This is a genomic window from Novosphingobium aquimarinum (assembly GCF_009746585.1).
GTDB lineage: Bacteria > Pseudomonadota > Alphaproteobacteria > Sphingomonadales > Sphingomonadaceae > Novosphingobium > Novosphingobium aquimarinum.
On record NZ_WRPO01000013.1, the window covers coordinates 72,225 to 84,409 of the forward strand.

The following is a 12,185-nucleotide window of genomic DNA, read 5'->3' on the forward strand; positions in this document are numbered from 1 at the left end:
CATGCGGCTAGAATGTCGAGACGGACGCCTTCCTTCCGATTGTTGGGCGCAGCTGCGTGTTAGGGCCGGCTGTCGTCGAAATGATTGTCGCCTGGCGCCCGATCCCGCTCAATCGCGACCAGTTGAGCAGAACATTGTCCACATAGGCTTGCGTTTCAGGGATCTGCGGGACCAGGCCATTCCGAATCCGCCCCGGTCCTGCATTGTAGGCGGCGAGCGCGAGATGATAGTGGCCGAAACGGTCGAGCTGCTGGCGCAGATATTTCGCGCCCCCGCGCAGGTTCTCATTGATGCTGTAACGGTTGACGCCCAGTGCAACTGCCGTGTCGGGCATCAACTGTGTGAGCCCGAATGCGTTCTTGCGCGAGAAAGCGTCGGGCCGATACCGGCTTTCCCGGATGATCATGGCATCGAACAGGCCAACCGGAATGCCATATTGGCATGCGATGTTGCTCATCATGTCGTAGTAACTAGCCCGGCGCATCTCGGCATCGGACGTCAGAAATCCGGTCGGCCGGTAACCCGGCGAAGAGCAGCCAGGCACATAATGATAAGCCGCCGACGCGAACATGGCGCCGCCTCGCATCCAGAGCGGGACAGGCACGCTGGATGCAGGCGGGAGCTGTGCTTCGACCGCCATCGCGCCCAACTGCGCGACGCCCACATGGGCGAACGGATCTTCGGCATCGGCAGGCGCCGACCGGGGATTTGTGTCCATGAAATTGTTCGCCATCTGGAATTCCACCCATTGCCGACTGAGGTCATGCACCCGAAAGTCCCCAACCGGCGGCAACAGTGTCGCATCTGGCAGATCCCGAACTGGCGCAGCCGGCGCCGCGACGTCTTGCTTCACCGGGGCGCCCATCGCGATGAGCTGGACGCTTCGGACCGCGTGTTCAGGCCTCGAGACGGCGGGCGCTTCGACGGAACAGATCAGGCCGACGGTGGCGACACCCAAGAAAAAAGCACGCATGACGACCTCCCCATTCTTGAACCGAGGAAAATGGACGCCAGCCGAGTCCATCTTGTCAATCCGCCCCGAGACACTCTGACGGCCGGCCGCACAGCTCTTGCGAGAGCGAAATGTGGCTGATCGCGCGATACAGCAATGGCTGCGGAAAGGGCCGAATTCCTCTTCCAGAGGCCGTTCGGAATGCCCTGGTTCGCTGGTACATCGGCCAAGGTGCCCGGGCCGATGAAGAAGCGGGGATCATGCTCGTCCAGCAAGCGCGCATCGGCGAAAAGTGGATCGCCTGTGACTGCTTGCCGCCAGGTGAACCGCCGCCCATCCTGACTCCCGCCTTCCTCTCGGAAGCTGAAACCTACTACCTGCGGCGTCTTACGAGCACTGATCGGCCCGAGCATCAACCCGATTGCCCGTTTTTCCGCGAACAGGCAACAAACCGCATCACCGAAGTGTGGACACAGGAAAGCCCTGCGGAACCGCCCGCCGGCTATTTCGAGGTTCTGCGCCCCGCGCCCGAGAAGCTTGCCCAACGTCCCGAGGAGGACAGCACCGATGATCGTACCCGTCAGGCATCGATCCCGCGCCTGGCGCGGTTGCTTTGGCGGCTTCTTGCTCTTTCCGGCTTGAATCGTTGCCTGCCTCCATCGTTCGATACGGCCGAGCGTTCCATCAAAACCGAATTCCGCGTGCTCTCCGTTGCGGCCGGAAAAGTCGAAATCGCGCCAGGCATTGAACTGGGTCGCGCGTTCTGGACGCATGCTCAGGCGCTACACAGCCGACGCATGTACGCGCGTCTGCGTGAACTTGCCCGAGGCTGGCCCCGCGGCCATGCTCCGCAGGCGTTCCTGGCCCTATTTGCTCAGGATGTCCGCGGCTCCACCATATATGTGCCGGGAAGCGATCCGGTTGTCCTCGCCAATCGCGTCCAATCGCCGTCGATCCGTGGAAACCAGATCAAGGGGCCTTACCTGACGATCGTCGTTGCTGGGGAATATCCTGAAGCCCATGGGTATGCGCCGCTCCGTGCCTACGCCCAGCCTATTTTCTCAGGGAAACGCTTCGTTCCGGTAGATTCCGAATTTGAACGCGCAGTGCTCCGCGAATTGATCAAACTCCAATGGACGTTCGATCGCATCGGAATCGACCTCACCATTGAGAAACCGGTTTTCGACACACTTACGCCGATCGGCGCCTGCCGGCCTGACTTCATCCTGGAACTGCGCTCTCGCGAAACCGGCGAGATCAGGTCGATCATCGTGGAAGCCATGGGATCAACTGATGAGACGTATCTAGCCGCAAAAGCTGTCACTCATCCGCGCATGGCGCAAATTGGTCCACTCGTGTGTGTATCACCGGCGGATGTGGAAACGGGCCGCATCGGCGCTATCGTCCGTCGCGCGGCGGGCGCCTAGCTCCAGCGCATCGATGTGGCGAAGAGAATGACGATGCCGAGCGTCACAGGCATGGAAGTCAGGTACAGCTTTTGCCAGCGCCACCATATTTTCGGGACAAACAGGATGGCGGACCGAAGGGAATTGACGCTGGACCAGCCGCGCTCGCGAACCACTTCCACCATTGTCGTCGCGCAGGAGAGCGCCATGGCGATCACGCAGCACGAACCGGCAGCGACATAAAGCGCCATCCAGTTCGCCAGTTCGATCGCCGTCAGATATCGCATCTCAGCAACCTGTATAGCCGATAATCGTGCACAAAGGCTAATCGGAGTATCAGGTACCGCAAAATTGGAACTTGCCTCATCTGAGATGCACAGATGCCAAAGGTCGGCGTTGCAACGCGATGCAGAAGATGCGTGCGCGTCAGTCCGGGTCCGACCGCAGTAGTACCCGCGCTACGAGGTCGTAGCGCGTCGGGTGTATCCGATCCCGCGTCGGAAAGCGCAGCAGATCGATCGTCTCATCAGCATAGGTCGCAGCGACCGAGTTCACAATGTAGGCATGTTGACGACTGTAAGGAAGAAGCCAAATGACCCGATGGCAGATGGTCCGGATACGGATACTCGTCAGCCTGGCGGCGAGATCAGACCTTGCATCGTCGTTGGATCCGACCGAAAAGACGCATGCGCCGTACTTCTTCGTTGGGAAACGCCATCCAAGTATCTGATGTGCATGCACACGCTCGGCCGCTAGCACATCGCACTGGGGGGCATATTTCGCGTTGATGGCGCGTGCGGTCCCCAGCCCGATGCTGTCGCCCAATATGAGGCACTCAAATACGGACCTGCTCCCCGGCATCGGGAACGTTGCTGTCTTGGTCTTCGATTTGTTGCCGGATTTCCGATACGTCCACCTTGCCGATCAGGTAATCCCCCTCATCCTTGAAAAACGCCTCAATCCGCTTCGTTTCGTCCAGAGGTGGCAAAAGCGAACCGAAGCGGGCCTGCCATTGCTGCTCTACAAAACCCAGGAGTGCCTTCCAGGAAGCCGCCTCGCTTGCGTGGACCTGGAGCATCTTATGACCCTCATGCAGGATGATAAGGACGGAGGCGTGCATGATGCTATCCATCGTAAGCGGCAAATCAGTACGGGCAGGCACGACCTGCCTTTTCGTCGCAAAACATGCAATTCCGGCCACCCGAAATCAAAAATACATATCAACTATGTCTATGTACTGCCAAACTGATTCTAGAAAATACAAGAAAAACCTTCACATGTGTAAAGAGAAAGTTTCAGTTAATTTTGTATATACTCAGAAATTTATCAGAATTGTTATTATAACAACAGTTCTATCAACTCACCAAAAGTGACTTGATAGGAATCTCAGGGTTTGCAAGTACAGATTTATCAGGAGTGGCCTGCGTGATAACGAGTGCCTTACCCTGAACATAGTCCTTCACAGAGTTGACGCAGTCAAGGGCCAGCACCTTACCCTTGCTAAGATATACGAGCGTGAAGCTGCGCGCTGCGCTCTGGCCCCGCACGACGACTTCATCGTATCCCAAGCTAAGCCCGATAGTCTGGAGCTTGAGATCATATTGGTTCGACCAGAACCAGGGAACGGCGTGGTACGGCGCGGCGTCACCAGCAATATGCCTGGCGGCCGTTATGGCCTGGTCATTGGCGTTCTGAACTGACTCCAACCGGATCCGCTGACCGCCAGCAAAGGGGTTGGCATGGATCGCGCAATCGCCGATCGCGTAAATGTTCGGCAACGAAGTCTGACAGAATTCATCGACTTCTACCCCGTTCCCGCTTGCCGCACCCGCCGCGATCAATGGCTCTACGGCCGGAACGATCCCGATGCCGACGACAACCATGTCTGCGGGTAAGACCGAGCCGTCAGACATCCGGACACCCGTTACCCATCCATCATGTCCAATCAGGCAATCCATTTTGGCGTTCAAATGGATCTCAACGCCATGCGCCCGATGTTCAGCCTCATAAAAACGAGAAAGCGGTTCACCAGCGACCCTTGCCAGCACACGATCCATCGCTTCCAGCACCGTCACTTGCTTGCCGAGCTTGGCGAGTACCGCAGCCGCCTCGAGGCCGATATACCCGCCACCGATCACCACGACATTCTGCACTTTCGGCGTCTCGGCCAGCATGCGGTCAGCGTCAGCACGAGTGCGGACGTTGTGGACACCCATGAGATCGCTTCCCGAACAGCTCAAGCGACGAGGCGCACCGCCAGTTGCCCAGATCAGCTTGCCATAGCCAATGCGGCTTCCGTCGGAGAGCACAACATTTTGCTCCGCCGGATCGACGGCCACAACCCGTCGCAGGAGCTGCAACTCGATATCGCGCTCGGCCCAGATTGCCTGAGGTCGAATGAGAATTCTTTCGAAGCTCTTTTCGCCTGAGAAATATTCCTTGGAGAGCGGCGGGCGTTCATATGGCGGATCTGGCTCATCTCCCAGCAGTGCCACACTTCCCGCATATTTATGCTGGCGCAGCGCGAGCGCGGCTTGAGCTCCCCCATGCCCGGCCCCAACAATAAGAACATCGTACCGCTCGCTCATGGGATAGATAGCTTCCTTACAGGATTACATAAGCCGTGCTTTGCTTGTCACGCCGTCGGTTAACGGCAAGAGCCTGATTGAGCTCTCTTTGCGAACTCAAGTGCCCTCAATCTTCCGGCGCAATCGTGATGCAAAGTCCGTCCAGAGCATCAGAGATAGTCAACTGACAGGATAACCGAGATCTTGAGCAACGGTGCTCGGACGAGTCCAGAAGATCGTCCTCATCCGTACTCATGGGTGGCAAGCGATCGAGAAACGCTTCATCGACCTGGATATGGCAGGTTGCGCAGGAGCAACACCCTCCGCACAATGCAAGCAACTCGTCGATGCCTGCGTCGCGGATCGCTTCCAGTAACGTGGTTGCGCCATTCGGTGTGACGGTCACGCGCTCGCCAGTGCGCGTTGTAACGGTAATCTCCATTAGTCCTCTAATTTCCAAATATGCTTTTTGGCAGTCTGCTATCGACTGAAAAACCTCCACGCCGCCTTGGCGCGCAAGGCTCATGGGGAAAGCGCGTAGTCCAATCCGATATCGGCCGCGGGAGCACTTTGGGTGATGCGCCCGACTGATACAAAATCGACGCCAGTCGACGCGATTTCCCTAATCGTATCGAGCCGCACGCCGCCTGACGCTTCGATGGGGACGCGGCCGCCGACAAGGGCGACGGCCTCTTTGAGCTTGGCAGGAGACATGTTGTCGCAAAGCAGACGATCCGCCCCCGCCATCAGCGCAGGCTCGATTTGTTCGATCCCGTCAACCTCGACCTGGACTTCCAGCCCGGTATTGGCGGCTTTCGCAGCCTTGACCGCTTCGACAATGCTGCCAGCGGCGGCGATGTGGTTGTCCTTGATCAGGATACCGTCATCCAGACGCATGCGATGATTCCGCGCCCCGCCCACCTTGGCGGCATATTTCTCGATCGCCCGAAGACCGGGAATTGTCTTGCGCGTATCGAGAAGGACGCAATCCGTACCGGCGATCGCTTCGGCATAAGATCGCGTCACCGTCGCGATGCCGGTCAGGTGCTGGAGCGTATTGAGAGCGGACCTCTCGGCCGCGAGCATGAGCTGCGCGCTTCCCGCAATTCGCATGAGGGGCTGCCCAGCGGCAACATTGTCCCCATCCTGCACCAGGAATTCGATAGCGACCTCGGGGTCGAGCTTACCGAAAAACGCGGCTGCCAGCTGGAGCCCGGCAACCACTATCGGTTGCCGGGCAGCCAGAACGGCGGAAAAGCGCGCGCTGGCGGGGACTGACACACGGCTCGTGACGTCTCCGCTCCCCAGATCCTCACTCAGAACATAATCGACGAAGTTGTCGAGTTGTTGCTGATCCAGGCCCGCGATCAAATCCGACTCACGCATCAGGAAACCGCGTCCGCCAGATCTTCAACTTCTTCCTTGTCGGCGAAGACGCCGGTCAAGCGCCTCTCCTCCTCGGAGACGTTGATCAGCCGCCAGTCATCGCCCTTGGGGACCATGCCCTCGAACGACATGAGCTTCGCCAGTGGCACGCGCGGTTCTACAGCACCCAGTGCCGGCTCGCCTTTCTGAACAGCCTGGGCGGCGCGATACATCTGGGTGCGGAAGGTGAAGATCGCCTTGTCGCTCGAGCCGAGCAGATCCTCGCTGCGGTCGGCGATCGGCCCCATCGATTCCCACATCGCCATGTCCTGACAGGGAATGCCGTAGATGCCGGTAAAGTCGCCGGCTTTCATCAGGGCCCGGTCCTGCAGATAGTTGTTTTCGGCGTTGCGCCGCTTTTTGAAGGTAACGGGCTCGACGTCCTTGCCAATCTCCGCCCCGCAGAACTTGCGCCAGGCATCCTGACTGATGCCCTTCGTCGGATGCCAGGCGATCCAATAGAACATGGTGTTCACATCGTCGATCGGAACCAGCATCTGTGACAGATGATATTGGTCGTTGGACGGGATGTGCACCGTGAACGGAGCCTGGAACAGAGTCATGCGTACATAGTCCTGCTTGTCCGCATCGATGATCGGCTTGCGGATAGCAGCATAACGAAAGCCGAACGGCGTTTTCTGCACTTCAATCTTGGGCGCCTTGTCGGCCGACGGGCGAAGCCACGCGGTGTCCGTAGCCGTCGAGCCGCTTACTTCGGTGGCCGTCGGCATGTTCGATGAATGCAGGCTCGAACTGTGCGCCGAATCGATCGACCCTTCGAGAACCTGCGCCCAGTTGCAGCCGCCATGCATTTTCACGATGCTGATCTTCTCAGCCGGCGCGGCCGACCAGTTCGGCGGGCTGAAAGGGATGACATTTTCCGGGTCACCCATCCACACCCAGACGAAACCAGCAGATTCTACCACCGGATATGCCTTGGTCTTCATCGTGCCGCGTAGCTTTGCATCGACCGGCTCGGAAGACATGTCGACGGCATTGCCGTCCACATCGAATTTCCAGCCATGATAAAGGCAACGCAGGCCGCATTCCTCGTTGCGACCGAAGGCAAGGGAAGCGCGCCGGTGCGGGCACAGCTCGTCGAGCGCACCGATGCGCCCCTCCGTATTGCGGAACACGACCATGTTCTCACCCAGCAAGCGAACACGCAACGGCGTGCCGTCTGGCTCGGCGACGTCCTCGATCATGCAGGCGGGCAACCAGTGCTGCCGCATCAGCTTCCCCATTGGGGCCTCGCCCTCCACACGGCAAAGCAGATCATTTTGTTCCGGAGTCATTAGCTACCCTCCTCATTTTGGCTTGGCACGAAGACGAATCACCCTCAGGATGCGCCCTTGAAATTACTTCTATATCGTAGTAATGGCTTTTTCAAGCCTGATTTTCGGGTTGAAGGGAGCGGCAGGCAAAGAATGGCAAATGCGTTGCGACTAGGAATCATTGGGCTCGGCCGGGGTTTCATGCTCACTCTGCCCGCGCTGAAGGCCGATTCTCGCGTAGCGCTTGCCGGGGCTTTCGACCTGCGCCGCGAAGCTCGGGAACGCTTCGCGGACGAATTCGGCGCGCCGGCGTTCGATACGCTCGACGCGCTCTTGTATTCGCCGGTTATCGATGCGGTTTATATAGCCACCCCGCATGAGTTGCATGCCGAGCAGGCCATCGCCGCTCTGCGGGCTGGAAAGCATGTGCTGGTCGAAAAGCCGATGGCGACAACGCTTGCAGATTGCGCGCGTATAGAGCGCGCCGCCGCCGATGCCGGCAAGGTGCTCGTGGTCGGACCCAGCCACGGCTTCGATGCACCCGTACAGGCTGCCGCGCAATTGGTTGCCTCAGGCAGGTTCGGTGCCGTGCGGATGGTCACGGCGCTCAACTTCACCGATTTCATGTTCCGGCCCAGGCGTCCGGAAGAACTGGATAGCGCCCGTGGCGGCGGCGTCGTCTACAGCCAAGCGGCGCACCAGATCGATGTCGTGCGCCGCCTTGTCGGGCAGCCCGTTTCATCTGTTCGCGCCGTCGCCGCCAACTGGGATAGCAGCCGCCCGAGCGAAGGCGCCTATACGGCGCTGGTGACATTTGAAGCCGGTGCTGCAGCGTCGCTGACCTATAGCGGATATGCGCATTATGACAGCGACGAACTGGTGGGGTGGATAGCGGAGCTTGGCTATGACAAGGACCCGGATCGCTACGGCGAGGCGCGTAAGAGGCTTGCGACGCTATCATCGCAGGATGAAATCGAAGCCAAACTGAAGCGCACATACGGCGTCCCGGCTGTCGCTGCCGACACGCCAGCGCCGCATCATGAGCATTTCGGTTTCATCATCGTCAGCTGCGACCGCGCGGACCTGAAACTGTCGCCCAAGGGGCTCTCAATTTATGGGGACACCGAACGCGATTTCCAGCCGATCGAGCCCCCTGCCCTGCCGCGCAAGGAAGTCATCGACGAGTTTGTCGGCGGTTGCCTAGGCATTCGCCGCCCGATCCATGACGGGCGCTGGGGACTTGATACCATGGCCTGTTGCGTCGCGCTCCTCGAATCGAGCCGACGCAATACGGACGTAGCGCCCAACCAACTTCTCGACACTCTATCGGAGAAACCGTGACAATGACCAGACTGAGCCTTTCCCTCGCCTGTTGGGGCTATGACCGCACCGAAGCCCTCCAGACGGGCGCGGTCCGGCCCGACGGCATCGACCTCAACTTTCAGGTTCTGGATGTCGAGGAAACCTTCTTCCGCATGCTGCGCAATCGAGAATTCGATGTCGCTGAACTGTCGATGTCGTCCTATTGCGTGACCCTGGGCCGCGAGAATCCTGGCTTCATCGCCATTCCCGTCTTTCCTTCGCGCTTCTTCCGCCACTCCTGCATTTTCGTCTCCGCCAAAAGCGGCATCGAAAAGCCCGAGGATCTCGTCGGCAAGCGGATCGGCGTGCCTGAATATCAGATGACGGCTCCGGTCTGGATCCGCGGCATCCTGCAGGACGAGTATGGCATTGATCCTGCGTCGGTCACCTACGTCACGGGTGGTGAAGAGGAGCCGGGGCGCGAGGAGAAGCTGAAGCTCAATCTACCCGACAAGTTCAAGGTCGAGCCGATCGGACCCACCCAGACCTTGAAGCGCATGCTGGCGGATGGAGAGATCGATGCGCTGCATACTGCGCGGGCGCCGTCGACCTTCTATTCGGAGCCGGGCAAGGTTCGGCGCCTCTTCCCCAATTTTGTGGACGTTGAAAAAGCCTATTTCGCGAAGACAGGAATCTTCCCGATCATGCATGTCGTGGCCATCCGGCGAGACGTGTATGAGAAGAATCGATGGATTGCTCAGGCGCTTTACAAGGCATTCGTAGAAGCCCAGCGGTTGAGCTATGAACAATTGTTGGTGTCGGCATCGCTGAAAACGATGTTGCCATGGCAGATCGCCGCAGTGGAGGACACTATTGCTACGATGGGCAGGGAATGGTGGCCCTATGGCATCGAAAAGAACCGCCACGTCATCGAGACATTCACGCGTTACCATCACGAGCAGGGCCTGTCGCCCCGCCAGCTCACCATAGAAGAGATGTTCGCGCCCGAGACTTTCGCCGAGTTCCGCATCTAAGAAACCATCCTGCACGAGGCCAGTCTACTGCTCACATGATGGTCCTCGGGACACGTTTAATATCCCGAGGACCATCATAGGAATATGGGTTTCGGGTGCCGGGTACGGTTTTGCGATGCGTTCGTGCGGCGTCTGTGCGAGTGGAGGATCGGTTGAACCCGTCAGGAGTGAACAGATGTCGAAGCACGCCCCCAAACTCGATCCGGAACTGAGTTTGGGCTATCAGGTTCGGCGCTGCCACCGACGGTTCGATCGGCTCTTGAGTGCCTATTTGGCCAAGCACGAACTCAAAACCGGTTTCTGGTACTATCTTCGTGTCCTATGGCTCAGGGACGGGGTGACCCAAAAATATCTGAGCGACATGACTAACGTCACCGAAAATACGACGGTCGCCATGATAAACGCCATGCTTCGGCAAGGGCTGGTGCAACGCGCCAAGGACAAGGATGATCGTCGAAAATTGCGGATTACTCTTACAGATCATGGCCGTGCGCTCGAAAAGGAGCTGATGCAATACGCGATCGACATCAACAAGGTCGCTGTTGCTGGCATCGAGCCGCGCGAAGTTGAAATCTGTCGATCGGTCCTCGAGCGCATATCAGCCAATCTCGCTGCCGAATTTGATAGGCTGCCTGCGAAGCCTGCTGACGAAGGATGACTCCTCCACATCATCCCTGGATCAGGGGCAACAGGCCATGAACAGGGAGGGACGTGTGCGCCATGGCTGAACGGGAAGGCCTCACGGCCACTCCAACTCCCGATAGAGGGAAGCCTTGGCGCAGCCTGACCGACCGTTTCGGCCGAACGATCACTTATGTCCGCCTGTCCGTCACCGATCGGTGCGACCTGCGCTGCCGTTATTGCATGGCCGAGCGCATGGAGTTCCTGCCGCGCCAGGACCTCCTCACCCTGGAGGAACTGGCGGAACTGGCCGATGCCCTGATCGCGCGAGGTGTGCGACGCATCCGCCTGACCGGTGGCGAGCCTCTGGTCCGTCGCGGCATCGTCGGGTTGGTGGAGGCGATCGGCCAACACATCGGCAACGGCCTTGATGAGCTGACGATGACAACCAACGCTACCCAGCTCGCCACAGTCGCGCGCGACCTCCATCGATATGGCATTCGCAGACTCAACATCAGCCTCGACAGCCTCGACCACGAGCGCTTCCGGGCGATCACCCGGCGCGGCGACCTGGACCAGGTGTTGGCCGGGATCGCCGCCGCGCAAGACGCGGGCCTCGCCGTGAAGATCAACATGGTTGCGCTCAAGGCGCTCAACGAAGATGAAATCGGAACAATGGTTGGCTGGTGCGGCGAACGGGGATTCGATCTCTCGCTGATCGAGACGATGCCGTTGGGTGCGGTGGAAGAAGACCGGACCAATCATTATCTGCCCCTCGACCTCGTGAAACGTCGGCTGGCGCGCGAATATGTCCTGATTCCGTCGCTCCACCGAACCGGCGGACCGGCGCGCTATTATGACGTTGCCGAAACCAGTCGGCGGATAGGCTTCATTACGCCCCTCACCGACAATTTCTGCGCCGGCTGCAACCGCATCCGCATATCGGCTACTGGCACCATTTTTGGTTGTCTCGGCCGCGACCAGCGCATCGAACTGCGCGATGCGATGCGTGTTGGTGGCCGGGATGCGATCGACGCGGCGCTGGATGCCGTAATGACCGCCAAGCCACTCCGCCACGAGTTCGACATTGCGCGATCACAGCCGGCTGTCGAACGCCATATGAACGTCACTGGCGGTTGAGCGCCTCCATGATCTTTTGTTCGCCGACGCAGTATGGCCGTTACTTTTTGCGCGGCTGGTCGATTGATTTTCATAAAATTGGTCTGCCTTGAGAAAATTGGTCCATTTCTGAAGAGAGCCCGAGCGGGCGAAAGGAATGGAGAAATATATGGGACGTCAGCGATTTACGCCGGAACAGATCATCGCGAAGCTGCGTGAGGTTGATGTGATTGTCGGGCGAGGCGGGACCACCGACGAGGCCTGTCGTCAGATCGGGATTGCCGAACAGACGCTATATAGGTGGCGTAAGGCGACAGCCGCTGCTTCATATTCGTTGATAATGTCGGTCTTCTTCGCCATGATAAGCTCGTACGCACTACGTTGTTCGACTGTCGCACGAGCTTAATCGCGCGGTCGATTCAGCTACCGTAGTAACGGCCTGTCATCAACAGCCAGCGCGTTCGTTTTTTGCCGTTTCTCTTTGA

At 58.8% G+C, this 12,185-nt stretch carries 13 protein-coding genes and 1 pseudogene; 6 read left to right on the top strand and 8 right to left on the bottom strand.

Annotated features, from left to right (window positions below):
- Window positions 1-7 precede the first annotated feature (7 nt).
- Entirely contained in the window at window positions 8-973 is a 966-nt protein-coding gene (locus tag GQO94_RS13605; RefSeq protein ID WP_037515329.1) for a lytic transglycosylase domain-containing protein, read from the bottom strand.
- Between the two features lie 110 nt (window positions 974-1,083).
- Between GQO94_RS13605 and GQO94_RS13610 the strand changes: the two genes are divergently transcribed.
- Entirely contained in the window at window positions 1,084-2,379 is a 1,296-nt protein-coding gene (locus GQO94_RS13610) for a hypothetical protein (RefSeq protein ID WP_017184786.1), read from the top strand.
- Here GQO94_RS13610 and GQO94_RS13615 read toward each other — a convergent pair.
- The 7 genes from GQO94_RS13615 to GQO94_RS13645 all read right to left on the bottom strand — a co-directional run bounded on the left by GQO94_RS13615 (window position 2,376) and on the right by GQO94_RS13645 (window position 7,645).
- Window positions 2,376-2,645 carry a hypothetical protein gene (locus GQO94_RS13615; protein ID WP_017184787.1) on the bottom strand — a complete coding sequence of 90 codons (270 nt, stop codon included), beginning with the start codon at window positions 2,643-2,645 and terminating at the stop codon, window positions 2,376-2,378. The genes GQO94_RS13610 and GQO94_RS13615 overlap by 4 nt on opposite strands.
- A gap of 139 nt (window positions 2,646-2,784) precedes the next feature.
- Window positions 2,785-3,183 carry an SGNH/GDSL hydrolase family protein gene (locus tag GQO94_RS13620; RefSeq protein ID WP_225900034.1) on the bottom strand — a complete coding sequence of 133 codons (399 nt, stop codon included), beginning with the start codon at window positions 3,181-3,183 and terminating at the stop codon, window positions 2,785-2,787.
- Between the two features lie 10 nt (window positions 3,184-3,193).
- Window positions 3,194-3,478: a hypothetical protein gene (locus GQO94_RS13625; RefSeq protein WP_230461513.1), complete on the bottom strand. Its 285-nt coding sequence runs from the start codon at window positions 3,476-3,478 to the stop codon at window positions 3,194-3,196.
- Window positions 3,479-3,713: 235 nt separating this feature from the next.
- Window positions 3,714-4,946, bottom strand: a complete 1,233-nt coding sequence (locus tag GQO94_RS13630; RefSeq protein ID WP_017184790.1) for an NAD(P)/FAD-dependent oxidoreductase — start codon at window positions 4,944-4,946, stop codon at window positions 3,714-3,716.
- Window positions 4,947-5,052: 106 nt separating this feature from the next.
- Window positions 5,053-5,367, bottom strand: a complete 315-nt coding sequence (locus GQO94_RS13635) for a 2Fe-2S iron-sulfur cluster-binding protein (protein ID WP_037478039.1) — start codon at window positions 5,365-5,367, stop codon at window positions 5,053-5,055.
- A gap of 80 nt (window positions 5,368-5,447) precedes the next feature.
- Window positions 5,448-6,311 carry a carboxylating nicotinate-nucleotide diphosphorylase gene (nadC, locus tag GQO94_RS13640; RefSeq protein WP_017184792.1) on the bottom strand — a complete coding sequence of 288 codons (864 nt, stop codon included), beginning with the start codon at window positions 6,309-6,311 and terminating at the stop codon, window positions 5,448-5,450.
- Window positions 6,311-7,645: a Rieske 2Fe-2S domain-containing protein gene (locus tag GQO94_RS13645; protein ID WP_017184793.1), complete on the bottom strand. Its 1,335-nt coding sequence runs from the start codon at window positions 7,643-7,645 to the stop codon at window positions 6,311-6,313. Before GQO94_RS13645 ends, nadC begins: the two co-directional genes overlap by 1 nt.
- A gap of 57 nt (window positions 7,646-7,702) precedes the next feature.
- Between GQO94_RS13645 and GQO94_RS13650 the strand changes: the two genes are divergently transcribed.
- The 5 genes and pseudogenes from GQO94_RS13650 to GQO94_RS21405 form a co-directional block, all read left to right on the top strand.
- Window positions 7,703-8,965 carry a Gfo/Idh/MocA family protein gene (locus GQO94_RS13650; protein WP_230461514.1) on the top strand — a complete coding sequence of 421 codons (1,263 nt, stop codon included), beginning with the start codon at window positions 7,703-7,705 and terminating at the stop codon, window positions 8,963-8,965.
- A 2-nt stretch (window positions 8,966-8,967) separates the two neighbouring features.
- Complete coding sequence (locus GQO94_RS13655) at window positions 8,968-9,960, top strand: PhnD/SsuA/transferrin family substrate-binding protein (protein WP_017184795.1); 993 nt, start codon at window positions 8,968-8,970, stop codon at window positions 9,958-9,960.
- 175 nt (window positions 9,961-10,135) lie between these two features.
- The gene (locus GQO94_RS13660) at window positions 10,136-10,618 is read left to right on the top strand and encodes a MarR family winged helix-turn-helix transcriptional regulator (RefSeq protein WP_017184796.1); all 483 of its coding nucleotides are present in this window, start codon (window positions 10,136-10,138) and stop codon (window positions 10,616-10,618) included.
- 62 nt (window positions 10,619-10,680) lie between these two features.
- Window positions 10,681-11,721, top strand: coding sequence for a GTP 3',8-cyclase MoaA (gene moaA, locus GQO94_RS13665; RefSeq protein WP_051034329.1), 1,041 nt, complete (start codon window positions 10,681-10,683; stop codon window positions 11,719-11,721).
- A gap of 148 nt (window positions 11,722-11,869) precedes the next feature.
- Window positions 11,870-12,010 (top strand): annotated as a pseudogene (locus GQO94_RS21405) (transposase); the annotation flags it as partial.
- Window positions 12,011-12,185: the final 175 nt, after the last annotated feature.